The sequence below is a fragment of the Solwaraspora sp. WMMA2065 genome (genome assembly GCF_030345075.1).
GTDB lineage: Bacteria > Actinomycetota > Actinomycetes > Mycobacteriales > Micromonosporaceae > Micromonospora_E.
Genome location: NZ_CP128361.1, coordinates 1,819,990 through 1,846,817 on the forward strand (window position 1 = coordinate 1,819,990; position 26,828 = coordinate 1,846,817).

General features: G+C 71.4%; 14 protein-coding genes. 11 read left to right on the forward strand and 3 right to left on the reverse strand.

Features of this window, described 5'->3' with window-relative positions:
- Positions 1 to 505: 505 nt before the first annotated feature.
- The 3 genes from O7610_RS08400 to O7610_RS08410 are packed head-to-tail and all read right to left on the reverse strand — an operon-like array spanning position 506 to position 1,700.
- Positions 506 to 685, reverse strand: coding sequence for a hypothetical protein (locus tag O7610_RS08400; protein ID WP_289212996.1), 180 nt, complete (start codon positions 683 to 685; stop codon positions 506 to 508).
- A gap of 23 nt (positions 686 to 708) precedes the next feature.
- Positions 709 to 1,464 carry a Gfo/Idh/MocA family protein gene (locus O7610_RS08405; protein WP_289212997.1) on the reverse strand — a complete coding sequence of 252 codons (756 nt, stop codon included), beginning with the start codon at positions 1,462 to 1,464 and terminating at the stop codon, positions 709 to 711.
- Positions 1,461 to 1,700 carry a hypothetical protein gene (locus O7610_RS08410; RefSeq protein WP_289212998.1) on the reverse strand — a complete coding sequence of 80 codons (240 nt, stop codon included), beginning with the start codon at positions 1,698 to 1,700 and terminating at the stop codon, positions 1,461 to 1,463. The genes O7610_RS08405 and O7610_RS08410 overlap by 4 nt, the downstream gene beginning before the upstream one ends.
- 300 nt (positions 1,701 to 2,000) lie before the next feature.
- Here O7610_RS08410 and O7610_RS08415 point away from each other — a divergent pair, with 300 nt between their 5' ends.
- From O7610_RS08415 to O7610_RS08465, 11 genes are all read left to right on the forward strand, one after another.
- The gene (locus tag O7610_RS08415; protein WP_289212999.1) at positions 2,001 to 4,481 is read left to right on the forward strand and encodes an ATP-binding protein; all 2,481 of its coding nucleotides are present in this window, start codon (positions 2,001 to 2,003) and stop codon (positions 4,479 to 4,481) included.
- A gap of 608 nt (positions 4,482 to 5,089) precedes the next feature.
- Complete coding sequence (locus tag O7610_RS08420) at positions 5,090 to 7,081, forward strand: AfsR/SARP family transcriptional regulator (RefSeq protein ID WP_289213000.1); 1,992 nt, start codon at positions 5,090 to 5,092, stop codon at positions 7,079 to 7,081.
- Between the two features lie 135 nt (positions 7,082 to 7,216).
- On the forward strand, positions 7,217 to 9,064 hold the full coding sequence (locus O7610_RS08425; RefSeq protein WP_289213001.1) for a glycosyltransferase: 1,848 nt from the start codon (positions 7,217 to 7,219) through the stop codon (positions 9,062 to 9,064).
- 76 nt (positions 9,065 to 9,140) lie between these two features.
- Positions 9,141 to 10,451 (forward strand): aspartate aminotransferase family protein, encoded by a 1,311-nt coding sequence (locus tag O7610_RS08430; protein WP_281555599.1) that lies wholly within the window; start codon positions 9,141 to 9,143, stop codon positions 10,449 to 10,451.
- Positions 10,445 to 11,479 (forward strand): NAD-dependent epimerase/dehydratase family protein, encoded by a 1,035-nt coding sequence (locus O7610_RS08435; RefSeq protein ID WP_281555165.1) that lies wholly within the window; start codon positions 10,445 to 10,447, stop codon positions 11,477 to 11,479. The genes O7610_RS08430 and O7610_RS08435 overlap by 7 nt, the downstream gene beginning before the upstream one ends.
- Positions 11,448 to 12,350, forward strand: coding sequence for a UbiA prenyltransferase family protein (locus O7610_RS08440; protein ID WP_281555166.1), 903 nt, complete (start codon positions 11,448 to 11,450; stop codon positions 12,348 to 12,350). The genes O7610_RS08435 and O7610_RS08440 overlap by 32 nt, the downstream gene beginning before the upstream one ends.
- A complete protein-coding gene (locus tag O7610_RS08445; RefSeq protein ID WP_281555167.1) occupies positions 12,343 to 13,344 on the forward strand; it encodes a glycosyltransferase family 2 protein in 1,002 nt (333 codons plus the stop codon). Before O7610_RS08440 ends, O7610_RS08445 begins: the two co-directional genes overlap by 8 nt.
- On the forward strand, positions 13,341 to 14,540 hold the full coding sequence (locus O7610_RS08450; RefSeq protein ID WP_281555168.1) for an endonuclease/exonuclease/phosphatase family protein: 1,200 nt from the start codon (positions 13,341 to 13,343) through the stop codon (positions 14,538 to 14,540). The genes O7610_RS08445 and O7610_RS08450 overlap by 4 nt, the downstream gene beginning before the upstream one ends.
- A gap of 201 nt (positions 14,541 to 14,741) precedes the next feature.
- Positions 14,742 to 16,049, forward strand: coding sequence for an MFS transporter (locus tag O7610_RS08455; protein ID WP_289213002.1), 1,308 nt, complete (start codon positions 14,742 to 14,744; stop codon positions 16,047 to 16,049).
- Positions 16,046 to 25,228, forward strand: a complete 9,183-nt coding sequence (locus tag O7610_RS08460; protein WP_289213003.1) for a non-ribosomal peptide synthetase/type I polyketide synthase — start codon at positions 16,046 to 16,048, stop codon at positions 25,226 to 25,228. Before O7610_RS08455 ends, O7610_RS08460 begins: the two co-directional genes overlap by 4 nt.
- Positions 25,225 to 26,712: a condensation domain-containing protein gene (locus O7610_RS08465; RefSeq protein WP_289213004.1), complete on the forward strand. Its 1,488-nt coding sequence runs from the start codon at positions 25,225 to 25,227 to the stop codon at positions 26,710 to 26,712. Before O7610_RS08460 ends, O7610_RS08465 begins: the two co-directional genes overlap by 4 nt.
- The last annotated feature ends 116 nt before the right edge of the window (positions 26,713 to 26,828 follow it).

Genomic DNA, 26,828 nt, shown 5'->3' on the forward strand with positions numbered 1-26,828 from the left:
CGGAGAGCACCGGGACCGCCGTGACCGCCAGCGAGACAGCCAGCATCAGTGTCAATGCCGTGGGCGACGCCTCGCCCCGCAGGTCGGCGCCGCCCACCGTCAGCACCCACGCCGCGAGCAGTACGCCGGACAGCATGGCCGGCAGGGAGGACCCCGCCGACAACCAGGCCACGGCTCGACCAGAGAGCCGTTCGCCACCCTGCCGAATGCCATGGGCGGCACTCACCAGGAACAGGGCGAGGCCGAAGTGCCCCGGGAACTCGAGCGCCTCCCGCCCTGCGGTATCCGGCCCGCCCCAGCCCACCTGTGACACCAGCACTTCGCCCAGCAGCAGGCAGCAGGTGATCTCAAGGACGATCTCCGGCTGCTTGAGCCTCCCCGCCAGTCAGCGCCCCACCGCAGCCGTAACCAGCACGCCGGCGGGCACGAGCGCCAGCGTGCCAGCTGTGAGCGCGTCCAACCGCGCCTCCCTGTCGGAGTGTCGACTGAGGTCGACCTCTTCGGTTCAGCGCCCGGGTGCGAGAGCTGACAGCCACTTCTCGGCCGGGGTCAACGGGACGGGTGTGGGGCGTTCGACCACCGTCGTCAGCTCAACCCGCCGGCCCTCTGCCGTCGACCGGAGCAGAGCGGTCATGATGTCGAGTACGTGCAGCGCCATCTCACCGCTGGCCCGTGGCGGACGCATCTCGTCGGACCGGACCAGGTCGATCAGGCCGACCTCCCCCGGGAGGCGGCGACATATCCGGCCCGCGGTTCAAGGGAACGCCAGCCGGGGCCGTCGAGCGCGAAGAGGCGAACCTCGCCGTCGAAGGTGTTCGGGTCGGGTACGGCGAGGGTGCCCTTCTCCCCCTGCACCTCGATCGGCGCGGCTGTCGTCGCGACACCGTCGAAGCTGGTCGTGAGAGTCGTCAGGGCACCGCCCGCATGTTCCAGCACACCGGTCACGTGGGTCGGCACCTCGACCGGGATCCGCTGCCCGACGCGGGGGCCCGAACCGATGACCCGGACGTCACGCAGCTGGCTGGCCGCCCCGATTACCGCACGGACCGGCCCGAGCAGGTGGACCAGCGCCGCAAGGTAGTACGGCCCCATGTCCAGCAGCGGGCCGCCACCCGGGGCGTAGTAGAAGTCGGGGTCAGGGTGCCAGCGCTCGTGTCCTGGGGTGACCATGACGGCCGACGCAAAGAGCGGGCGCCCGATCAGTCCACCGTCGATCGCCGCTCGGGCGGTCTGCGTACCGGTGCCCAGGACGGTGTCCGGCGCGCAACCGACGCGGACGCCGGCCGACGCCGCCCGCTCGATGATCGACCGTCCCTGCGGGAACGTGACGGTGAGCGGCTTCTCGACGTAGACGTTCCGGCCGGCGTCGATCGCCGCGCCGGAGATCTCGGCGTGCGCCGCTGGGACCGTGAGGTTGAGTACGGTCGTCACGTGGGGGTGATGGAGTAGTCGCTCGACGCTCACCGCCTCGGCACCGGGAATCGCGGCGGCGGCAGCGACGGCGCGGGCCGCGTCCAGGTCGGCTGCACGATGAGGTCGGTGCCGGCCAGTTCGGCGGCGTCGGCGTAGATCTGCGTCGACTCCTCGACCCGTACCGCGTATCCGCTGCGTTCGAGGAACGGGATGAACAATTCCGTCGCCTCGACCGGCCGGTGCCCTTCCCACCCGCCTCGGACGACAAGGGCTCTCCACAGCGCCACGCCCGCTCCCTCCCCCGGTCCGTCGCCTGCGGGCCTCCGCTGCCGCCAGCAGACGCCCACAGCTTCCGATCATCGACAACCGTACCCGGCCACCGTATGTCAGCCCTCGCCCGTGATGACCTGATCTGCTGGCGGTCGGCGAGCAGGAACCAGTGAAACCGACGATCATCACCAATGATGCTGGAAGATTCACGACACCTGCCCCATGTCGCGACGCCGACCTACGCTGTTTATCCCTGCGACATCAATCTGAATGACTCGCCAGACGCAGATGACTACATCAGTCGATACCATTGGTCAATGAAGTGGCGACTGCTGATCGTCGCAGTTCTGATCCTGGTGGTCGGTGTCGAGGGCGTCCTGGCATGGCTGTTCCTGCGCATCGGTCTCGGGCAGAGTGATCAGGTAGCGTCCGTGCTGAGCCTGCTGTTGGCGGTCATCACCGCCACGGCGACCGTGACCGGGGCACTGCGCCAACGGGACCGGGGCACGAACCTGGCCACCACCCCGGTCCCCGCGCAACTCGAGGCGGCCACGCGGTACTTCACCGGCCGGGCCGCCGAGGTCGCGCGGCTCGCCGGGCAGCTACGTCGATCCACCACGGCGCCCACCGTGGTACTGATCTCCGGGACCGCAGGAGTGGGTAAGACCGCGCTGGCCATGCACTGGGCTCATCGGAGCCGCGTGCATTTCCCCCACGGACAACTGCACGTGAACCTGCAGGGTTACCACCCCGATCAGGCCGTACCGCCACGCGACGCCCTGGCAGTCTTCCTCTCCGGTCTCGGTGTCGCCGGCCCGTCGATTCCGGAGGGTCTCGACGAACGCACCGCGCTGTACCGCAGTCTGGTCGCCGGCCGTCGGATACTCGTCGTGCTCGACAACGCGGCCTCGGCGGACCAGGTCCGTCCGCTGCTTCCCGGCACCGGGCCGTCCATGGTCCTGATCACCAGCCGGGACACTCTCGCCGGCCTGTCGGCCACCACCGACGTCACCCGGATCAGTCTGTCCCGGATGCCGGACACGGACTCACTGGCCCTGCTGAGCAAACTGGTCGGCACGCGAGCCGAGGCCGAGCCGGCTGCTCTTCGCGCGGTGGCCGACGGCTGCTCCGGGCTCCCGCTCGCCCTGCGCATCGCCGCGCAGCGGCTGGCGGAGAATCCAGCCGAGCCCTTGGCACAGCTTGCGCAGGAACTCGTCGAGACTACGGCGATGACCGCACTGAGCCCTACCGGGGACTCGTACGGGGCGATCCGAACGGTCTTCTCCTGGTCGTACCGCAGGCTCCCGGGCGAGGCCGAGCGACGCGCGTTGCGGATGATCGGTGTGCATCCCGGGCCCGACTTCGACGCGTACGCGGTGGCGGCGCTGACGTCCACCACGCTGGGCGAGTCGCGGCGCCTGTTGACCGAGCTCGCACGGGCGAATCTGGTCGAGCCACGGGGCGACGGGCGCTTCGCCCTGCACGACCTGCTCCGCCAGTACGCACTGGACCTCGCCGGCCAGGAGAATTCGGTGGACGAGGCACGCCGCCGGCTGTTCGACCACTACCTCGCGAGCACCTCGGTCGCCATCGGCGTGTCATACCCGTCACTACGCACCGCGCTGCCTGCGGTTGCCTCGTCCGCCGCCGAGATCCCTGAACTGCTCGGACCCGAGACCGCCCGGGCCTGGCTTCAACGAGAGATACCGGTGCTGGTGCGCGTGGTCACCACCGCTGAACGCCACCTACCCCGGCACGCTGTCGACCTGGCCAGGACTCTCAGCCGACACCTGGACACCATCGGCATGCTGCCAACATCGACCGCCGTTCACGAGGCCGCGGTACGGGCCGCGACACGCCTCGACGATCCGGCGGCGTTCGGTGCCGCGTTGCACGACCTGGCGGCCGTCGAGCTTCGACGAAGTCGGTACGGCCCGACGCGTGAGTACGGGCAACGGGCGTTGGCCGCCGCGCGCAGGGCGAACGACAGCCGCGGCCAGGCGAGTGTGCTGCTGCTGCTCGGCCTGGCCGCCTTCTGGCAGGGCGAGCGGGCGCGGGCCATGGCGGGCTACCGTGAGGCACTCGACCTGGCAGTGGCGGCAGGTGACGAGCCGCTGCAGGGAAGGATCTGGTACGGCATCGGCACTGTCCTGCACGATCAGCAGAAGCGCGCTGCGGCAGCCGACGCCTACCGGAAGGCCCTCGATCTGGCCGTTCGACACCGCGACGAGCAGGCCGAGGCGGCAGCACACTCAGGGCTGGGCAGGGTCGCCGCGGTGGAGCGACAGGCCGATGAGGCGACCGGGCACCACACGCGTGCGATCGACATGCTGAGCCGGCTGGGAGACCGGACCATGCTTGTCGGTGCGTTCTGGGAGCATGCGGACTCCTTGCGGGACCTGGACCAGCTCGGGTCGGCTCGGGACCGGTACGAGCAGGCGCTCGATCTCGCTCAGGAGTTGGGGGATCCAGGCAGTTGCGCGTTGATTCTCAACGCCCTGGCGGAGACGCTCCTGCGACAGGGTCGGCGTCTGGCCGCGCGGCGGGCATACGAGCGGGCGGCGGTGGCGGCGGCCGGCTGCCCTGACGACATCGCGCTCGCCGAGGCCTACCACGGCCTGGCGGGAATCTGCGTGACGTGCCACCGTCGGACGGCAGCGTGGCGCTACGCCACCGAGGCTCGGAGACTCTACGCTCTGCACAATCACCCTGCGGCATCGACGCTCGACGACTTCATCCAGCAGCGCCTGCGACGAACTCGCGTCACGGGTCGGGCGTCCAGGGCCGAGTCGTCCTGACCGACTCGCCGCGCTCGGTCGACCCTGCTGAGACTCACCAGCCGGGTGCTGCGGCGGTCACCGCCGCCCCCGGCCCACCCCCGACTACCCCCGGCCCAGGTCGAGGAACGGGCGGCACCACCGGCCGAGCGTGCTGCCGGAGATGAATCAGGATGCACCTGCGGCCCGACGCCATCGGACACACCAGGATGACCGCCGCTGGTAACCGGCACCACACCGTGACGACCGTCAGTCAGAAAAGATCATTTATCGATGATTGGCTGTGGATATCTCCAGAACTAATGCCACAGCACCATTCGGCACAGTACCCGGTGCCGCCTCTTCGAACACAGTCGCGCTATGGAAGCATGCGGTTACTAATGATAGACTTTCGTGAATCTTCGGGATCTTGGATTATTGCTGCAATTTCCGCTCGACGACGGTTTTGACGACCACAAGAAGAGGCGGTAACCACGATTCAGCCTCAGGGAACGACGGGTCGACGACACCGCAGACGAACCGGAGTGACTACCGGAGGTAACAGCGTGCGTGTAGAGATACTGGGGCCCCTTCGCGTCGGCCACCAGGGGCAGCGGTTTCGCGTACCGGGACGCCGCAGTCAGGTGATCATGGCGATACTGGCGCTGGAGGCCAACCGTGTCGTAACGGTGGAACGGCTCATCGACGCGGTGTGGGAGGAGAGCCCACCGTCGACCGCACGCGGCCAGGTGCAGATCTGTCTGTCGACCCTGCGCCGGACCTTCGCCGGCCGCGACCTGGCCAGCCCTTTCGAGACCCACCGCTGCGGATATCTTCTCCGGGTCGGCGACGGTCAACTCGACGTCGACGTGTTCAACCGGCTCATCGCCGAGGCACGCTCCATCATGGCCCTCGGCAATCTGGCCGCAGCCGCCGAACCGCTGCGCGCGGCTCTGGCGCTGTGGAGCGGTCCCGCCCTGGCCGGCCTGCCGGGACGGGTCATCGCAGCAGGCCGTAAACGGCTCGAGGAGTCGCGAACCGCCGCGATCGAGGAGCGGATCCGACTCGATCTGGCCCTGGGCCGCCACGAGGAGGTGATCGGTGAGCTGATCTGGCTCATCGAACGCGGCCGGCTACGCGAGCGGCTGTACGCACTTCTGATGCTGGCGTTGTACCGCTCAGGCCGGCAGGCAGAGGCGCTGGACACTTACCACGCCGCGCGGACCGCGTTCATCGACATGCTCGGCATCGAACCGGGCGACGAGCTACGCCGGCTCGAACAGGGAATTCTCCGCGGCGATACCCAACTGGAGCTGTCCACACACCACGCCACTGGCTGGCGGGGGTACCGGCCGGCCGCACCGCGCCCCACGCCGTGCCAGTTGCCGTCCGACACGGCCGACTTCATCGGCCGCGAAGCCGAGATCGCCGCCGCCTGCAACGCCCTGGCCCCGGGCCGGGCCGACGGAAGGGCAGTGCCGGTGGTCTCCGTCACCGGCCGCGCCGGCATCGGCAAATCCGCCCTGGCCCTGCACGTGGCACACCGGATGCTCCCCGACTACCCGGACGGACAGCTCTACGCGTCGCTCGACGCGACGCAGGGCAGCACGGAGCAGGTGCTGCGCCGCTTCCTTCGGGCGCTCGGCGTCGACCGGGCCGACATACCAGTGGAGATCGACGAGCAGACCCACCTGTACCGGAGCCGACTCGCGGGTCAGCGGATCCTCGTCGTGCTCGACGGCGTCACCGACGAGTCGCAGGTCCAGCCGCTGCTGCCCGGGAGCGGCACCTGTGGTGTGCTCGTCACCAGCCGGTCCGCCCTGGTTGGCCTGCCCGGCGCGCACCGTGTCCGGCCCCGGCCGCTCAGTCCCGCCGACGGGCTGCGGCTGCTCGGCAGGATCATCGGTCACCAGCGGGTGGACACCGAGGCGGACGCGGCGGACGCTCTCGTCACCTTCTGTGGCGGGCTGCCTCTCGCCCTGCGGATCGCCGGTGCCCGGCTGACCGCGCGGGAGCACTGGGGCATCGGCCAGCTCGTGGCGCGGATGCGCGACGACACGCGGTGGCTCGACGAGCTGGAGCACGGGCCGCTCAGTGTGCGGGCGAGCCTGGCGGGTAGCTACCGGGCCCTGCCCGACGGCACCCGACGGCTGCTGCGCCGGCTCGCGCTGCTGGACTGCGCCCAGCTCCCGGCCTGGGTCGCGGCGGCTCTGCTGGACGCCGAACCGACCATCGCCGAGGACCTGCTCGAACAGTTGACCGACGCGCAGCTGGTGGACGCGGAGCGCGTGCCGGGTGGTGGCCAACCGCTGTACCGGTTGCCGGCGCTGGTCCGCGTGTTCGCCGCGGAACGCGCCGAGGTCGAGGACACCGCGGTGGTACGGGAGCAGTCGCTGCGCCGGGTCTGGGCCACCTGCCTGTACCTGACCGGTACGGCGAGCCGACCGACGGACGGCGCCGGCGTGGTGCCCTCGCCGATGGTGACCGACGCGGCGGTGGACCGGCTGCGTGCCGATCCGGTCAGCTGGCTGACCGCCGAACTGCCCACCCTGATGGCCGCGGTGCACCAGGCGGCCCGGCTCGGCTGGCAGGGTCCGGCCGGTGACGACGCCTCCGGTTCGCCGCGTACCGCCACCAGGTAGCCGCCGGACCCGGTATCCGGCGACTATCGATCGGACATCGACCGCTTTCGCTGAGATATCGGCCAGCCACCGGGTCCGCCGGGCGGGACAGCGAAGCGATATTCCATCGAAGTCGGCGACTGTTTCGCTGATCGCATGGCCCTCACCGTCTCCGTAGTCATCCCCAACTACAACTACGCCAGGACCCTCGACGCCTGCCTGCGCTCGGTGTACGGGCAGACGTACCCGCCGCACGAGGTCATCGTCGTCGACGACCACAGCACGGACGGCTCGCGGGATATCGCCGCGCGGTTCCCGTGCCGGACCGTCGTCCACCCCGACAACCGGGGCGTCTCCGCCGCCCGCAACACCGGAGCCGCCCTCGCCTCCGGCGACGTGCTGTTCTTCCTCGACTCCGACGAGGCGCTGGAGCCCGACGCCATCGCCAACGCGGTGGCGATCCTGCGCGACGATCCGGACGTCGGCTGCGTGCACGGGGTGATCGCACCGGAGCCGCTCGTCGACGACGGACCGGTCGAGTGGTACCGCACGCTGCACGCGTACTGGTGGCTACGGCGGCACGCCGGCCCGGTCCGGACCGCCTTCTTCGCCCAGGCGGCGATCCGCCGCTCGATATTCGACGAGGTCGGGCCGTTCGACGAGCAACTACGTGACTCCGAGGACCTGGAGTACAGCGACCGACTCGCCCCGCGTACCCGGATCGTGCTCAGCGAGCGCGTCGTCGCCCGGCACGACGAGGTCGCCCGGCTCGGTCCGCTGCTGGCCGAGCAGTTCCGCCGGTCCCAACTGCTCGCCCGGACCGTACTGGCCGCCCGCCGCAAGGGCCGCGCCAGCGTGACCGCGAACCGCCCCACCGGAATCCTCGCCGTGGCGGGGGCGCTGGGCATGCTCCCGATGGCCGTGATCCATTCGGCCTTCGCCCTCGGTTCGGCGCTGCTGGTCGCCGTCTTCGCGGTCTGCGACCTCGGGCTGCTGCGGTTCGTCGCCCACCACCGTGGTCGCCGTTTCCTGCCGTTCTTCCTCGGGGTGCACCTGCTGCTGCACGTCGCGCTGGTCGCCGGGGCGGCGCTGGGCTGCGTACGGCTGCTGCTCGGCACCCGGCCGACGCGCTGGCTCACCCCGGTGGTGCTGGTCGCCGCCGTGGTCGCGCTCGGCTTCACGGTACGCGCCGCTGGCACCGCACCACTGGTTGCGCTGAGTCGCCCGGCCGGCCTGCCGCTGCTGCTGGCGGCGACCGCCGCGAACCTGGCCGGGTTGCTGATCGGCATGGTGGCGTGGCGGGTCCTGGTCCCAGTCCGCGGCCTCCCGGCGGCCCGGATCTTCTTCCTCGGCCAACTCGGCAAGTACTTGCCCGGACGGGTCTGGGGCGTGGTCACCCACGTGGACCTGGGCCGGCAGGCCGGGGCACCTGCCGAACGCATGATCACCGCCTACCTGGTCAGTATCGGGCTCACCATCCTCGCCGGGGCCGGGGTGGGACTGCTCGCCGCGCCGGGGCCCTGGATCCTGCTGCCCCTCGTCGGATTCGTCGCCCTGCTGGTCCGCCCGGCGCTGCTCGACCGGCCCGTCGCCCTGGTCGCCCGGCTCGTCCGACGCCCGGTCACCCCGCTTCGGCCGGCGGCGGTCCGCGCCGCGCTGGCGCTGGCACTGCTGTCCTGGCTGGTCTCCGGCCTGCACCTGTGGGCGCTGGCGGTGGCGCTCGGCGCGCCGGCCGACCGTTCGGCAGCGGTCGCTGTCGGCGCGTTCGCACTGGCCACCGTGGCCGGCAGCCTGTCAATCGTCGCACCTGACGGCTGGGGGGTACGCGAGTTCGCGCTCGCCGCCGCTCTGGCCACCGTCCTGCCCTGGGGGGTGGCCGGCACGGTCGCCCTCGCCAGCCGGCTGATCTGCGTCGTCGTCGAGATCGGTACCTCCCTCGCCGTACTCGGCCTGGCCCGTTTCCTGCACCGAGGAGAGTCGCATGTCCACGCTGTTCACCCTTGACGACGCCGAACGGCTCGACGCCGGCGAGGTCCACGACCTGTACCGACGGCACGTGAACAAGTCCCAGGTGTCGCTGATGACCTCGTTCGGGTTCGGCCGAGAACTGGTCGACCGCGCCGAGGGCGCCTACCTCTACCAACGGGACGGCCGCCGAATCCTCGACGTCACCGGCGGGGTCGGCGTGCTCAACCACGGCCACAACCACCCGCGGATCCTGGCCGCCCGACGACGGTACACCGACCGGCACCGGATGGAGGTGCACAAGACCTACTTCTCCCCGTACCTGGCGGCGCTGTCCCACAACCTCGCCCAGGTGCTCCCCGGCGACCTGAACATGTCGTTCCTGCCGAACTCCGGCGCCGAGGCGGTGGAGGGTGCGGTCAAGCTCGCGTACAAGTACCACGACGGGCGCCGCGCGACGGTGCTGCGCGCCGACATCAGCTTCCACGGCAAGCTGCTGGGCTCGGGTGGCCTGACCGGGCAGAGCCAGTACGCCTTCCCCACCATCCCCGGTATCGACACCTTCACCTACGGCGATCTGGAGTCGGTGCGCGCCGCCGTCACCCGCCACCGGGGCGACGTCTACGCCATCCTCATCGAACCGTTCAGCGCGTCGACGATCCGCTGGTGCTCGGCCGAGTTCCTCTACGGCCTACGCGAACTCTGCACCGAGCAGGACATCGTCCTGGTCTTCGACGAGATCTACACCGGCTGGGGCAAGACCGGCAGCCTCTTCTACTTCATGCGCCACGAGGGGCTGATCCCCGACGTGCTGACCACGTCGAAGTCGTTCGGTGGCGGCAAGTCGTCGATCTCCGCGTTCGTGGCCCGGGAACCGCTGTACCGCAGGGCCTACGACAACCTCGGCGACGCGTTGCTGCAGAGCACCAGCACCACCTACTACGGCTTCGGCGAGGAATGCGCCACCGCGTTGGAAGCGGTCAACGTCGCGGTCGCCGACGACTACCCGGCCCTGGCCCGCGACCTGGAACGGGTCCTGCGTCCCGGCCTGGCGCGGATCGCCAAGCAGTACCCGGACATCGTCAGCCAGGTGGCCGGCGCCGGTGCGCTGTGGGGGGTCTTCATCGACGGCGGCCCACGGATCCTCGACCTCGTGGCCAAGCTGGCACCCGGCGGCATGGCCAAGGACCCACGATTCAGGACGAAGCTGGTCACCTGCGCCGTGATCAACGCGCTCTATCACGACCACGACGTGTTCGCCTACTACACCCTCAACGGGCGCAACCCGTTGATCATCGCGCCGAGTCTGGTGACCGTGCCCGCGGACGTCGAACGCGCCGTGGACAGCCTGGACCGCACTCTCGCCCATGGGCTCGGGCGGCTGGTCACCCGGTTCGTCCGGGAGAAGGTGAGCACGCTGTGGTGAGCCGGACGGTCGTCGTCACCGGAGCCGCCGGCATGCTCGGCTCCCACCTCGCCGCCCGGCTGCGCGCCGACGGCCACCACGTCCGCGGCATCGATCTGCGCCCCGGCGTCGACGTCGCGGTGACCGGCGACGTAAGGGATCCGGCCGCGATGTCCCGGGCGGTGGCGGGCGCCGACGCCGTCGTGCACTGCGCGTCGGCGCTGCCCAGCTACCCGGTCGCCGAGATCCGGTCGATCATCGTCGACGGCGCGCGGACCGTGCTGACGGCTGCGGTCCGGGCCGGGGTGGCCCGGGTGGTGCACATCTCGTCCACCGCCGTCTACGGCCTGCCCCGGACCGTACCCACGACGGAGGAACACCCCCGGGAGCCGGTCGACCCGTACAGCGCCGCGAAGTCCGCCGCGGAGGAGTACGCCGAACGGCTGCGCGCCGACGGCGCCTGCCTGCCGATCGTGCGGCCCAAGACGTTCCTCGGCCCCGGCCGGATGGGGCTGTTCTCCATGCTGTTCGAGTGGGCCGAGGAAGGCCGCAACTTCCCGGTGATCGGCCGTGGCGACGTGCGCATCCAGATGCTCGCCCTGTCCGACCTCGTCGACGCGGTGACCACCGTGCTGGACGCGCCCGACCCGGTGGCCAACGACACGTACAACCTCGGCGCGGCCTCCTTCGGCACCCTGCGCGAGGACTTCCAGGCCGTGCTGGACGCCGCCGGGCACGGCGGACGGGTGGTGTCGGTGCCGAGCCGCCCGGCGCTCGCGCTGCTCGGCACGCTCGAACGGCTGCGGCTGTCCCCGGTGTACGGGCGCCTGCTGCACAAGCTCACCGCCGACTCGTTCGTCTGCATCGACAAGGCCCGGGACCGGCTCGGATTCACCCCCCGTATGTCCAACCAGGACGCCATCCTCGACACCTACGCCTGGTGGCGTGACCAGCGCAAGGAGCCCCGTGATGCTGCCCAGAACACCGGACGTACCAGCCGCGATCCCTGGAGACAGGGTGCTCTCGCCGCCGCCAAGGTCTTCTTCTGACCGAAGGTCTTCTTCCGACCGTCCGCGCCCCGGCCTCGCCCGCGACCTGATCGTCCTGCTGCGACCCGGACAGTGGCCGAAGAACCTGGTGGTGCTGCTCGCGCTGCTGGACCCCGCGTTGATGGACTGGCGGTCCGCCGGCCGGCTCGCCGTCGCGGTCGGCGCGTTCGTCCTCGCCGCCTCGACCGTCTACGTGCTCAACGACATCGCCGACCGCGAGCAGGACCGGGCCAGCCTGACCAAACGCCACCGCCCGATCGCGGCTGGACGGGTCACCCCCCGGACGGCGGCGCTGCTCGGGGTACTGCTGCTGGCCGCCCTCGCGGTGATCGTCGGCGACGCGCTGACCGCCTGGTGGCCGCTGCTGGTTTACCTGCCACTGAACCTCGCGTACAGCTTCGGCCTCAAGCACGTACCGCTGGTGGACCTGTTCGTCGTCGCCACCGGTTTCGTGCTGCGGCTGGTGCAGGGCTACACGACCGTCGGGGCGCGTCCGCCCGGCTGGCTCGTGCTGTGCGTGCTGTCGGTATGTCTGCTGCTCGTCCTCGGCAAACGCCGCCACGAACTGCTCGCCGACGAATCGGCCCACCGGCCGGCGCTGGCCGGCTACAACCAGCACCTGGTCGACGCGCTGCTGGTGCTGACCGCCGCCGCCACCCTCGTCACCTACCTGGCGTACGCCGCCACGGTCAGCGCCACCGGGCTGCTGACCGTCCCGTGCGCGCTGTTCGCCCTCTTCCGCTACCTGCAGGTCGTGTTCGTCGACTCGGGTGGCGGCAACCCCGTCTCGGTGCTGCTGCGCGACCGGGTGCTGCTGGTCAACGCCGCGCTGTGGCTGCTGCTGCTGGAAGGGAGTCAGTTGCATGGATGAGCCGAAGGTGTCGGTCGTCGTACCGATGTACAACGACAGCCGGACCATCGACCTGTGCCTGGCGTCGGTGTCGACCCAGACCTACCCGGCGCACGAGGTCATCGTGGTCGACGACGCCAGCACCGACGACAGCGCCGTACGTGCCGCCCGGCACGCCTGCACCCTCGTGCGGGCCGAGCGCAACGGTGGACCCGGCGCCACCCGCAACCTCGGTGTCCGGCACGCCAAGGGCGACATCGTCTTCTTCATCGACGCGGACATGGTCATGTACCCGGACGCGATCGAGAACGCGGTCGCGCTGCTGTGCGGCCCACGAGGGTACGGCGCGGTCTTCGGCGTACCGGACAAGGTGCCGCTGTTCCCCGAGGGACCGGTCGGGCAGTACCGCATCCTCCAGTACCACTACTGGCGGGTCAGCGCGCAGGGCGAGGTCAGCGGCGGCTTCTACGCGCTCGGCGCGGTAACCCGCGCGGCGTTCGACGCCGCCGGCGGGTTCAACCCGGCGCTGCGGCAGACCGAGGAGATCGACCACGCGGAGCGGCTGTCCCAGCGGTACCCGATGCTGCTCACCGCCCGCGTCAGCGGTCGGCTCTCCGACGAGAGCCACCTGATACCCCTGCTGCGCAAGGCGATTCGCCGCGCCCGGCTGCGGGTGCCGTTCTATCTGCATCGCGGCCGGGCGATGCAGGGGATGGAGACCGGTGGCCGGGCCGCCGCCTCGGTGCTGGCACTGCTCACCATGCTCAGCCTGCCGGCGGCGGTGGTCCACCCGCCGGTGCTGGTCGGCACCGCGCTGCTGCTGGCCGCGTTCGTCGCCGTCGACGCCGGCCAGTACGCGTTCGTCCGCCACGAGCGGGGCTGGCCCTTCCTGGTCTTCTTCACCGCGGTGCACCTGCTGGTCAACGCCACCGTCGCCGGTGGACTCGCCGTCGGCGTCCTCACCTGGCTCACCAGCCGACAGTTCCGTCACATGTACGAAAGGACCACGCCGTGACGATCGATGACATCGCCGGGTCCCCCGCACCGGTGCCGCCGCTCACCGACCGGACCGCGCCTCGGTGGCAGCGCGTGGCCCGGGCCCTGCGGTGTTGGTACGGCTGGCTGCTGATCGCGGCGGCGGTGCTGTGGCTGGGCTACAACGTCGTGCGCCGGGCCGCCACCGGCAGATGGCACTGGTCGATCCTGCTCGACGCGGTGCCGCCGGTGTTCCTCATCGCCGTGCCACTGCTGCTGCTCGGACTCAGCGCCGCCGCGTGCGGTCCGCGTCGGCGGTGGGCCGCCGCCCTGGCCCTGGCCGGCCTGCTGCCCGGCATCGACCAGACCGGCGTCAACCTGCACGCGCTGCGGCCCGGCGACCGGCCCGTCCCGGCCAGCGCGGTGCACGTGGTGAGCTGGAACACCAACTACTGGGGCATGAGCAACGAGGATCCGCAGGCGCAGCTCAGATTCCTGAAACGGCTCGACGCCGACGTGTACCTGCTACAGGAGCATGTGATCTGGGTGCCGGGCACCGGCGAGGTCGGCTACCACCCGATCCGGGACGACGCCAGATTGCAGGCGGAGTTCCCCGGCTACCACATCGTGCACCGCAGCGAACTCGTCACCATCTCCCGGTTCCCGGTCGTGGCCACGCCGGTCTTCGGCCCGGCCACGCAGCTGTCTCCGGACGCACCGTTCAACCAGGTGTTCAGCCGGGACAAAGTGCTGCGCACCGACCTGCGCGTGGGGGACAGCACCGTTTCGGTCTACAACGTGCACGTCACCGTGCCCACCGCCATCGACCTGAGCATCCTGCGGCCCCAGGTCGACCCGGACGCGTACTTCCGCCGCAAGTTCGACTGGCGGCAGGCTGAGGTGCAGGGTCTCGTCGACGATCTGCAGGCCAACCCGAACCCGTCGATCATCTCCGGCGACTTCAACGCCACCTCGTCCATGGGGACGCTCGACCCGTTGCGGGCGGTGGCCGAGGACGCGACCACGGCGAGCCGTCACCTGCTGCCGATGAGCTGGCGGTTCAACGCCCCGATGACCTTCCAGTGGGACAGTCCCCTCGCCGGCCTGCCGCTGCCGTTCTGGCGGATCGACTGGACGTTCACCGCAGGTCCGGTCAGGGTGCACCGGTACGAACTGGCGTCTGCGGAGTACCTGTCCGACCATCGGCCGCAGCATCTGTGGTTCTCGGTGGGCTGACGCCTCGTGCCGGCTTTCTAGGGAAAGTAGATGTTGATCAGATCGATGGCGTCCCATACTCTGACGGGCGGTAGTCATCACGTAACCGCGAGCCAATGGCGACCACCGTCCTTGGGGGCACAGCTTGCCGCACCCTTCCCGCTCTGCCGGGCACCCCCCACGACCGAGGCCGACGGCGCCTGACGTACCCGCCGGCCGATCGTGACCGTCACGGATCAGGACCCGGGCCGGACCGGCAGCGGGATGCGACACTTCCGCTCCCTGGTGGTCGGCAACGCGGTTTCGGCGTACGGCACCTATCTGGACATGATCGCGCTGAGCCTGTTCGCGTACTCGCTGACCGGCAGCGCCACCCACACCGGCCTGTTCATGGCGTTACGCCTGGCCACCAGTGTCCTCACCGGATTCGGCGCCGGCAGCCTGGTGTCCCGGCTCGACCGCAAGCGGCTGATGGTGACCTCCGACGTCAGCCAGGCGTTCGCCCTGATCGTGCTGGTCATCGCGCCAGCCACGGCCCAGGCCGGCCTGTTGTACGCCGTCGCGGTCGTCACCGGCGCCGGGGCGACCGTCACCAGTGTCGCGCTGCGCAGCAGCATCCCCGAGATCGTCGGGCAGGACCAACGGGTCCGGGCCAACGCGCTGCTGGCCACCGGCCGTTCGCTGGCGATGGTCGCCGGGTTCGCCTCGGCCGGCGTGCTCATCTCCACGGTCGGCTACACCGGTGCGTTTCTCATCGACGCCGGGGCGTTCCTCTTCTCAGCGGCGGTCCTGGCCCGGCTGCCGATCACCACCCGCAGCCGGCGGCCGGCAGGCGCGACGGACGCGGCCGAGGCGGCGGACTCCGTGCCGGGCGCCGCAGCAGACGCCGGACCGGATGACGCGCTGCGGCGGCCCGGGATTCTCGCCGCGCAGTTGACGGCCCTGCGCTATTTGCGGCTCACCCCGGTCCTGCTCGCGCTGATCAGTCTGCGCGCCGCCGACGCCTTCGGCTCGGCCTCGCACAACGTCGGCCTGCCGGTGCTGTCCACCATGCTGGACCCGCAGCATCCGGCCGCGTTCATGTCCCAGTTCTGGGCCACCTGGGCGGTCGGCAACATCATCGCGCAACGCGGCGTCGCCCGTTGGGCCAGACGCACCGGCCGGACCATCAACGAGCGCGCGTTCGCCGCCGGCGCGGCGCTCATGTCGGTGGCGTTCATCCTCACCTTCACCGCGCCGCCGCTGCCGCTGGCCGTCCTGGTCGCCACCGTCGCCGGCATCGCCGACGGCTTCACCGAGATCGCCTATACCACCCGGCTGCAGGCCACCCCGGATGATCAACGCGGCTACGTCTTCGGGTTCTCCGCGACCGCAGAGAACCTCGGCTTCGGCGTCGGCATGGTGGCCTGCTCCTTTCTGCTGGAACAGTTCAGTCCGTTGACCGTGGTCACCCTGTTCCACGGGCTGGCGGTACTGCTGGCAGTGGCTTTCCTGGCCGCGCTGTGGGCGCGTCGGCGGACGACGACATGAGTGCCCCGACGCGCGGTGGCACCGACGACCGGCGGATCGCCATCATCGGCATGGCGTTGCGGCTACCCGGCGCGGACACCCCGCAGGCGTACTGGCACAACATCCGCGACGGCGTGACCAGCGTACGCAGGTTCAGCCCCACCGAGTTAGCCCGCGCCGGCGTGCCCGAGCAGCTGCGCGAGTCACCGGACTTCGTCGCCGTCAGCGGGGTGCTCGACGACATCGACTCGTTCGACGCCGAGTTCTTCGCGATGAGCCCGCAGGAGGCGCGCACCGTCGACCCGCAGCACCGGCTGTTCCTGCAGACCTGCTACCACGCGCTGGAGAACGGCGGGTACGCGGGCGCGCGATCTGACACCAGGGTGGGCATCTTCGCAGGTGTCGGATACCACCTTTATCCGCTCAACACCTACCTGCGCAACAACCTGGCCACCGCCCGCTGGGACGGTGACTTCGCCCCGGCGTTCCAGGTGGCCGTGGGAAACTACAACGACTTCGCCGCCACCCGGGTCGCGTACCGGCTCGGCCTGACCGGTCCGGCGGCCACCGTGCAGAGTGGTTGCTCGACCGCGCTGGTGGCGGTGCACCTGGCCGGCCAGGCGTTGCTCGCCGGCGACGCCGACCTGGCCCTGGCCGGCGCGTCGGCGTTGCACACCCCGCAGATCCTGGGCTACCGCCACGTCAAGGGCACCATCCTGTCCCGGTCCGGCCGGTGCCGCGCGTTCGACGCGTCGTCCGACGGCACCGTCGGCGGCAACGGGGTCGCGGCGGTGCTGCTCAAGCGGTACGACCGGGCGGTCGCCGACGGGGACACCATCCACGCGGTGATCCTGGGTGGCGGTGTCAACAACGACGGTGCCGCGAAGACCAGCTACGCCGCGCCCAGCGCCGCCGGGCAGCGCGACGCCATCCTGCGGGCGCTCGACGTGGCCGGGGTCTCCCCGGAGACGATCGGCTACCTGGAGACCCACGGCACCGGCACCTACAAGGGCGACCCGATCGAGTTCGAGGCGATGACCTCGGCGTACCGCCGACGCACCGACCGGACCGGCTACTGCGCGATCGGCTCGGCCAAGCCGGCCATCGGACACCTGGACGCCTGCGCCGGCATGGCCAGCCTGATCAAGACGGTGCTGGTGCTGCGGCACGCGACGATTCCGCCGCTGGTCGGGTTCGAGCGCCCCAATCCGGCGTTGGACCTGGCGGCCAGCCCGTTCGTCATTCCCACCGAGGCGCGCGCCTGGCCCGATCTGTCCGGGCCGCGCCGGGCGGGGGTGACCGCGCTCGCGGTCGGTGGCACCAACGCCCACCTGATCCTGGAGGCACCGCCACCGGCACGACCGGGGCTGCCGGCGACGGCACCTCCCGGCCCCGCCCGTCACGGGGCGGAGGAGCCCGCGACGGCACCGCCCGCGACGGCGGACCCGGTGGCGGTGCCGCTGTCGGCGTACCACCCGGAGAGTCTGCGTACGCTCGCCCGCCGGCTGCGCGACCACCTGCGGGCCGACCCCGGGCTCGACCCGGCCGACCTAGCCACCACCACCGCACTCGGCCGGCCGCACCTGCCGCACCGACTCGTCGTGTCCGGCGCGACGACGACGGCGCTCGCGGACGCCCTGGACGACTACCTCGCCGCGCCGGGGCGGCAACGCCCGGGGCGGGTGGCCACCGGCACGGTGCCGGGCGCCGGCATCGCCTCCGGCGGGCCCGGCGGGGTGGCGCCGGTGGTGGTGTACGGCGGGCAGGGCACCTCGTACCCGGGCATGGCCGGGCCGCTGTACCGGTGGTACCCGCAGGTGCGGGCGGTGCTCGACGCCTGCGAGGCGTACCAGCGCCGCTGCGGCGGACCGTCGGTGCTGACGCCGCTGCTCGACGGCCTCTCCGGTGACGACCGGATCTGGCCCGCCGACGTGGCGCAGCCGGCGCTGTTCGCGTTCCAGGTCGCACTGACCGGGCTGTGGAGTTCGCTCGGGGTGGCGCCGCGCCTCGTCGCCGGCCACAGCATCGGCGAGTACGCGGCCCTGGCTGCGGCCGGCGCGCTGACGATCGAGGACGGCCTGCGGCTGACCGGGTTGCGCGGACGGCTGATGCGGGAGCACACCGCACCCGGCGGCATGGTGGCCGTCTTCGCCACCCGGGCCGCGGTCGACGAGGTGCTCGCCACCGACCGGCGGCTCGACCTCGCCGCGACCAACGCGGCCGAGCAACATGTCGTCGCCGGGCCGGTCGAGGCGCTCGACGCCGGCTGTGGCGTGCTCGACCGTCTCGGGGTGCGTTGGCACCGGCTCGCCGTCGACCGCGCCTTCCACTCGGCACTGCTCGACCCGATCCTCCCCCGGCTCGGCGAGGCGTTCGGGTCGGTCCCGTGGGCGCCGTTGGACACGCCGCTGGTCAGCAGCGTGGACGGCACCGTGCTACCGGCGGGGCACCGGCCGGACCCGGCGTACCTGGTGCGGCAGACCCGGATGCCGGTCCGGTTCGACCTGGTCGCGGCCGCGATCGCCGAGACGTCGGCCGCCGCCGGGTCGGCCGGTGTGCCGGTGCTGGAGCTCGGTCCACAACCGAGTCTGGTCGGGTTGCTGCGCGCGGCACTGCCCGGGTCGTCGGCGCTCGCCGCTCAGCGCCGGGGCGCGGAACTCGATCAGCACCTCGACACCTGTGCCCGGCTGCACGTCCACGGAGTCGATCTGGACTGGAACGCCCTGCTCGACGCCGGGCAGGCGCACGCGCGCCGGGTGCCGCTGCCCGCGTACCCGTTCCAGCGACGAGTCCACTGGACCGGACCGCCGCTGGCACGAACCGAACCTGGAGGGCTCATGGTCGACGTCGAACCCGTCCGCGACGCTGGTGCCACCGTCGCCGCCGCACCGGCCGCGCCGGACCTCGCGCCGGTAATCGAGCGGGTACGCGAAATCAGCGCCCGACATCTCGGCTGCGCCCCGGACGACATCGTCATCGACCGCCCGTTCGTCGAGATGGGTGCCGACTCACTCGCCATGATCAACGCACTACGGGAGTTCGAGGGCGAGTTCGGCGTCCGGCTCGCCATGCGCGAACTGTTCGAGGAAGCGGACACCCCGAGCAAACTGTCGCGCCTGATCCTGTCCCGTCGGACCCCGGCACCGCCAGCACCGCCAGCGCCGCTGGCACCAGCCACACCGGCACCGGCCGAACCGCCGGTGCCAACTGCGGTACCGGCAGCACCGGGCGTTGACGTGCACGGGCCCAGGGTGGTCGTGGCACCCGACAGCGGTCAGGCCGGCGCGGTCGCTACCGGCCACGGCCGAGCCCATCTGGACGACCTGCGGCGACGGTTCGTGGCGAAGACCCGGCGGTCGAAGGAGATCGCCCAGCGCCACCGTGGCGTGCTCGCCGACAGCCGGGCGGTCGTCGGCTTCCGCAGCGCCACCAAGGAGATGCTGTACCCGATCGCCGGCCAGCGTGCCAAGGGCGCATGGCTGGAGGATGTGGACGGCAACCGGTACGTCGACATCACCATGGGCTTCGGGGTACTGCTGTTCGGCCACGAACCGGACTTCGTCGCCGACGCGGTCCGGGAACACCTGTCCCGGGGCATCCGGCTCGGACCGCGCAGCGTCGACACGGGAGAGGCCGCAGTGCTGTTGAGCGAGCTGACCGGGATGCCCCGGGTGGCGTTCGCCAACTCGGGCACCGAGGCGAACTCGGCCGCGATCCGGCTCGCCCGGGCCGCCACCGGACGCGACAAGATCGTCATGTTCCACGGGTCGTACCACGGACACGCCGACAATGTGCTCGGCCGCTCGGTCGGGACGGGTGCCGACCGGACCACCGTCCCGGTCAGCACCGGCATCCCGGCCAGCGCCGTCGCGGACCTGGTCGTACTCGACTACGGCGTACCGGAGAGCCTGCAGGTGATCGAGTCACTCGGGGAGCGGTTGGCCGCCGTCGTGGTCGAGCCGGTGCAGAGCCGCCACCCGTCCCTGCAGCCGGCGGAGTTCCTGCGCCGGCTCCGGGACATCACCCGGCGGTACGGCATCGTGCTGATGTTCGACGAGATGCTGACCGGGTTCCGGCCCCATCCGCGCGGCGCACAGGGCCTGTTCAACGTGACCCCGGACCTCGTCACGTACGGCAAACTGCTCGGCGGCGGCTTCCCGATCGGGGCGATCGCCGGACGCGCCGACATCATGGACGGCGTCGACGGCGGATTCTGGCGCTACGGCGACGACAGCCGCCCGCAGCGGGAGACGACCTTCTTCGGCGGCACCTACATCCAGCATCCGGTCTCCATGGCCGCCGCGCGCGCGGTGCTGACCCGGTTGACCGAGTACAGCCCACGACTGCAGCTGGAGCTCAACGCCCGGACCGACCGGCTCGTCGGCACGCTGAACGACTTTATTGCCGAGGAGGAGTACCCGGTCCGGCTCGGCCACGTCGGCTCGCAGTTCCGCTTCGAGCACCGCGCCGACCTCGAGTTGCTCTACCACCACCTGCTGCTCAAGGGGGTGTACGTCTGGGAGTGGCGCAACTTCTTCCTCTCCACCGCACACACCGACGACGACGTCGACCTGGTGATCGACGCGGTGCGCGCCTCGCTACGCGACATGCGTGCCGGCGGGCTGCTCCCCCGTCCGGCCGGGCCCGCCGTGCCCACGGCGAAACCGGAAGACACCGCCCCGACCGGACCGGCGGTGCGCACCCTGCCTACGGCAGGAACCGGACCGGCGGTACGCACCGAACCGGCAGCGAGTACCGCAGCAGCAGGCAGCCTCGAACCGGCGGGCGGACCGGGACGACCGGCACCGGACTTCAGCGTGTACTTCTTCGGGGACTATCCGCCCGGCTCGGGGGCTGCCGACCCGTACGAGCTGATCGTCGACACGGCCCGCTTCGCCGACCAGCACGGATTCCACGCGCTGTGGATCCCCGAGCGCCACTTCCACTCCTTCGGCGGGGTGTTCCCCAACCCGGTGGTGCTGGCCGCCGCGCTGGCCCGCGAGACGAGCCGGATCCGGTTGCACGCCGGATCGGTGGTCCTGCCGCTGCACGACCCGATCCGGGTCGCCGAGGACTGGTCCATGGTCGACCGGCTGTCCGGCGGCCGAGTCGGCATCGGTTGTGCGCCCGGCTGGCACGCGGGCGACTTCGTCCTCGCCCCGGAGCACTTCGGTGCCCACCGCGACGTGATGTACCGCCACCTCGACCAGGTACGTCGGCTGTGGCGTGGCGAGGCCGTCGAACGGCGCAGCGGCACCGGCGAACCGGTTGAGATCCGCACCCTGCCCCGCCCGGTGCAGGCGATGCCGCCGATGTTCGTCGCCGTGGTCGGTAACCCGGAGTCGTACCAGCGGGCCGCCGAGCACGACCTCGGCATCGTCACGAACCTGATGAGCCAGTCGGTGGAACAGTTGGCCGACAACATCCGGCGTTACCGAAAGACCCGGGCCGCGCACGGGCTCGACCCGGACGGCGGCCGGGTGGTCGTGCTCGTGCACACCTACCTCGGTGCGGACTCGGCACGGGCGCGGGCCGAGGCGTTCGCGCCGCTGAAGGCGTACCTGCACTCCTCGCTGTCGCTGTTCGGGCAGATGACCAACAGTCTCGGATTCCAGGTGGACCTCGACACCGCCGACGCCGACGATCTGGACTACGTGTTCCAGCGCGCCTACCAACGGTACTGCGAGGCACGGGCGCTGATCGGGTCGCCGGACGACGGCATCCGGCTGATCGACGCGCTCACCGCCGCCGGCGTCGACGAGGTGGCCACGCTGGTCGACTTCGGCGCATCCCCCGACCAGGTGCGGGCCGGGTTGCCGCAGCTGGACCAGCTACGGGCCAGCTACCAGGCGGCGACCGAGACGTCACCGACCGACGCACCGCCCACCGACACGTCCCCGGTCAGGCTGACGGCGGCGACCGGCAACCCGGTGGCCGTCCGCGACGCCGGCCCGGACCGGTCCGGGCCGGCGTCGCGTGGGCAGGCGCGGATGTGGTTTCTCGAACGGCTGCACCCGGGCCAGGGCACCTACAACGAGGCGGTCAGCGTACGGCTCGACGGTCCGCTGGACGTGCCGGCGCTGCGGGCCGCACTGGAGCAGCTGGTGGCCCGGCATGGGGCGCTGCGTACCGTGTTCCGGGAACGCGACGGCGAACCGGTCCAGGTCGTCCTCGGCCGGGGCACAGTGGACCTCACCGTCGAGGAGCACGCCGGGCGGGACGAGAACGACACCGTACGGCAGGTGCTGGCCGAGGAGAGCCGGCGCGAGTTCGACCTCGCGCAGGGTCCGCTGCTGGCGACCCGGCTGCTGCGGTGGTCGGCCGAGCGGCACGTGCTGGTGCTGTCCGTGCACCACATCGTGGTCGACGCCGAGTCCGTGCGGGTGCTGGCCGGGGATCTCTCCGCGTTGTACCGGGCCGCACTCGGCAGCCGCTCCGCCGACCTGCCGGAGCTTCCGGTGGACTGCCTGGACCTGGCCCGGCGGGAGGCGGACGCCGGCAGCGATTCGCCCGCCGCGCCGGCCGGTCTGGCCTACTGGCGGGAGCGACTCGCCGGTGAACTGCCGGTGCTGGACCTGCCGACCGACCGACCACGCCCGACGGTGCGCGGTGGCACCGGCGCGTCGGTCCTGCGCGGGCTCGACCCGGAGCTGTCCGGGCTGCTGAGCCGGCTCAGTAGCGCGCACCGGGTCACGCTGTTCATGACGGTACTCGCCGGGTACGCGGCCACGCTGCGCCGGTTCACCCGCAGCGATCAGCTGGTCGTCGGCACACCGGTGTCGGTCCGGCCCACCGGCGCCGAGGCGGTGGTGGGGTTCTTCCTCAACACGGTCGCCCTGCGGCTGGACCTGTCCGGCGACCCGACCTTCGCCAACCTGCTCAAGCAGGTCCGCGACACCGCCCTGGACGCGTACGACCATGCCGACATGCCGTTCGACGCCGTCGTCGGCGCGGTGAGCCCGGACCGGGACACCAGCCGGACCCCGGTCTTCCAGACCATCGTGGAGTTCGACAACGGCGGCGACCAGCTCCCGCTCGACCTGCCCGGGGTGACCGCCCGCACCCTGGCGCACCGGGCCGAACGGGCGGTGACCGACCTGGCCCTGTACGTGACCAACCACGCCGACGGGATCGACTGCCGGTTGGAGTACGGCACCGACCTGTTCGTGGCGGACAGCGCCGAGCGGTTGCTGTCGTATCTGGTCGCGACGCTGGCCGCCGCCGTCGACCAGCCCGATACGCCGATCTCGAAGCTGGTCGGCATCCTCGACACCGACCGGGACGCGCTGGAGGGTTGGGGCGTTGGACGACAGCGCGTGCTGCCGCCCGGTGGTGTGCACGACGCGGTGCGGCAGTGGGCGCGACGCACGCCGCAGGCGGTCGCGGTGATCGGTGGCGGCACGGTGCTGACCTACCGGCAACTCGACGAGCAGGCCACCGCTCTGGCGCAGCGGCTGGTCCGGCACGGGATCGCCGCAGGCGACATCGTGGCGCTGTGGCTGCCCCGGTCACCGGAGTTCGTCGTCGCCGCCCTGGCGGTGCTGCGCGCCGGAGCCGCGTACCTGCCGTTGGATCCGTCCCTCGGCGGCCGGCAGGTGAGTTTCATGGTCTCGGACAGCGCGGCCCGGGTGGTGCTGGCCACCGGGGGTGACACCGCACCGGACCTGCCCGACGGGGTCCGTCTGCTGCACGTCGACGGGTACGGCGACACCGATCCCGTCGGCGGGTCCGACGACCCCGGCCGCGTGGCGGACGATCCGGATGCGGCGTGCTACGTCATGTACACCTCCGGTTCCACCGGCAGGCCGAAGGGTGTGGTCATCACCCACCGCAGCGTGCTGAACCTGTGCCGGTGGTACCGCGACGAGCTGGAGCTGACCGCCGACGACCGGAGTGCCGTGGTGTGCGGGCAGAGCTTCGACGCCTCGGTGCTGGAGATCTGGCCGCCGCTGCAGGTCGGTGCGAGCCTGACGATCGCCGACGACGACGTACGGCTGGACTCGATGGCGCTGGCGCGCTGGATGCGTACCGCCGGGGTGAGCGTCGCGATGCTGCCCACACCGATCGGGGAAGGGTTGCTCTCGCTGCCTGTCGCGGCCCAGCCCCGGCTGCGTCACCTCACCGTCGGCGGCCAGCAACTGCGGGTACGCCCACAGTCCGGGGTGCCGTACGTCGTACGCAACGTGTACGGACCGACCGAGACGACGGTCATCGCCACCTTTGACGTGGTGGCGCCGGCGGTGGCCGGAGCCGATGGTCCGATTCCGATCGGCCGGCCGCTGGACAACGTCCGGGTCGAGATCCGCGACGAGTGGGGCAACCTGGCTCCGGTCGGCGCCGTCGGGGAGCTGTTCATCGGCGGCGCCGGAGTGGGTCGCGGCTACCTGAACCGGCCCGAGCTGACCGCGCAGCGGTTCGTCGACGACCCGCCCGGCGGCCCCGGTTCGCGCCGCTACCGCACCGGGGACCTGGTGCGGTGGACCGCCGACGGGGTGCTGGTGTTCCTCGGCCGTACCGACGACCAGGTCAAGATCCGGGGGAACCGGGTCGAGCCAGGTGAGGCGTCGGCCGTCCTGCGCAGGCTGGATCTGGTCACCGACGGCATCGTGGTGGCCCGCCGGGACCGGCGCGACGAGGCGTACCTCGCCGGGTACGCCGTACCCGCGCCGGGCGTGGCACCCGACGGGCTGGCCGACCGGCTCGTCGCCGCGATGGCCCGCGAACTGCCCGACGTGCTGATCCCCCGGGTGTGGGCGATGCTGCCGGCGCTGCCGCAGACCGGCAACAACAAGGTCGACCGTGCCGGGCTGCCGGAGCCGACCATCCGTACCGGTGAGCCCGCGCCACCGCTGGCCCCGCCGACGACACCACAGGCAGTGGCCCTACCGGCGGCCCGGCGGGAGACCCGGAACAACGACCCGACCGGTGACTCGCTGACCCGGACGGTGCGGGCGTTGTGGGCCGCCGAACTCGACCAGGATCCGGAGCGCATCGACCACGACGCGTCCTTCTTCGCCCTCGGCGGGCATTCGATCAACGCGATGCGCCTGCTGAACCGGGTACGCGAGGCCACCGGAGCGGACTATCCGGCGTTGGAGTTCTTCCGCGCCCCGACCATCGCGGCGATGGTGGGCCGGCTGCGCGGACACGCCGCGTCCGCCGACGGCGGGCCCGTCAGCCGGGTGCGGGGCACGCTGTGACCTTCGCCGAGCTGCTGGAGTACGTCGCCGTGCACGATGTGCGGCTCACCGGCACCGGCGACACCCTGCACTACGACGCCCCGGCCGCCGCGATGGGTCCGGAGCTGGTCACGGCGCTGCGATCGCACAAGGGCGAACTGCTGCGCTGGCTGGCCGCACCGGCGCACGAGCGGGAGGTGACCCGGGCGCCGCTGTCGGCCCAGCAGGAGAGGGTGGTGGAGGTCGCCGGCCGCAGCACGCACCCCGCCAGCTGGAACGTCGGGTTGCGGCTGGAACTGGTCGGCGAACTCGATGTCGCCGCGCTAGACGCCGCGCTCGATGGTCTGGTCGCCCGGCACCATGCGCTGCGTGCCCGGCTGATCCGCGACGGTGGCACCTGGACCCAGCGGATCCTCGCCCACCGGTCGGTCCCGCTGCCCGTCGTCGAGTTGACCGCGCTGGCGCCGGACGCGGCGCGGCGGCGGGCCGAGGCCTTCTGCCGGGAGGTGGTGGCGCCGGTGTTCGCGCTGGCGGACGAGGCACCGGTGCGGTACGCGCTGATCCGGCTGGCGCCCGAGGAGTCCTGGCTGGTGCTGGTGCTGCATCACGTCGCCTGCGACGGCCGGGCGGTCACCGTACTGCTGCGCGAGCTGGCGGACGGGTACCGCACCGCCCGCGATTCAGGTACGCCGGACTTCGGCCCGCCCACCGCCCAGTGCACCGACTACGCACGCTGGCAGCAGGGCCAGTGGGATGAGCCGACCCGCCGCCGACGGCTCGCCTACTGGGCGGAGCACCTGGGCGACGGGCCGCTGGCGCTGGATCTGCCGTTCGACCGCCCCGCACCGCAGCAGCCGAGCGGGCGGGCCGCCACCTGTCGGTTCGAGATCCCGGGGCAGATTCGGCTCGCCGTCGAGGTGCTCGCCCGGGAGCTGGGTGCCACGGTGACCGCGGTCGCCGCTGCGGCGTTGGCGCTGCTGCTCGCCCGGCTCAGCGGGCAGCCCGACGTCACCCTGTCGATGCCGTACGCCAACCGGTCACCCACGGCGTACGAGGACACCGTCACCGTGCTGGCGACGGCGTTGCCGGTACGGATCCGCACGGCCGCCGCCGCGACGTTCGCCCACCTGGTCGGCCAGGCCGCCGACAGCCTGTTCGCCGGCATCGACAATCTGCTGCCCACGGCCTGGATCTACCAGCAGCTACCCGCGCCGGACAAGGGCGCGGCGTCGTCCGGAGTGACGGTGAGCTTCGCCTTTCAGAGTACGTTCGACACCCGGATCGAGCTGCCGGAGTTGGCTGTACGGGTGCACGAGGTGCCGACCGGGGTCGGGCGGGCGGCGCTGCTCATCGTCCTGATGCCCGGCCCGGACGGGATCGACGGCTATCTGGAGTACCCGGTGGACCGGCTCGACGACGACACCGTTCGCCGCTGGATGACGAGGTATGTCGACCTGCTCGCCACGGCGGCTGTCGGCCCGAACCGTCTGCTTGCCGACCTCTGACCGCCGGAGTCGTCCGCCGAGGGCCACGACGACAGACCCGGATTGAACGATCGTGTTCGATTCCTTGACACTCTAGATGCGATCGCTAACACTTGTCCGAAACACGAACGTAATGT

What these genes read in the sequence shown, in the direction of transcription:
- O7610_RS08445 (WP_281555167.1), top strand. Translation starts at nt 12,343, where the DNA reads ATGGATGAGCCGAAGGTGTCGGTCGTCGTACCGATGTACAACGACAGC.
- O7610_RS08400 (WP_289212996.1), bottom strand. Translation starts at nt 685, where the DNA reads ATGCGTCCGCCACGGGCCAGCGGTGAGATGGCGCTGCACGTACTCGAC.
- O7610_RS08420 (WP_289213000.1), top strand. Translation starts at nt 5,090, where the DNA reads ATGGCGATACTGGCGCTGGAGGCCAACCGTGTCGTAACGGTGGAACGG.
- O7610_RS08425 (WP_289213001.1), top strand. Translation starts at nt 7,217, where the DNA reads ATGGCCCTCACCGTCTCCGTAGTCATCCCCAACTACAACTACGCCAGG.
- O7610_RS08415 (WP_289212999.1), top strand. Translation starts at nt 2,001, where the DNA reads ATGAAGTGGCGACTGCTGATCGTCGCAGTTCTGATCCTGGTGGTCGGT.
- O7610_RS08460 (WP_289213003.1), top strand. Translation starts at nt 16,046, where the DNA reads ATGAGTGCCCCGACGCGCGGTGGCACCGACGACCGGCGGATCGCCATC.
- O7610_RS08430 (WP_281555599.1), top strand. Translation starts at nt 9,141, where the DNA reads ATGACCTCGTTCGGGTTCGGCCGAGAACTGGTCGACCGCGCCGAGGGC.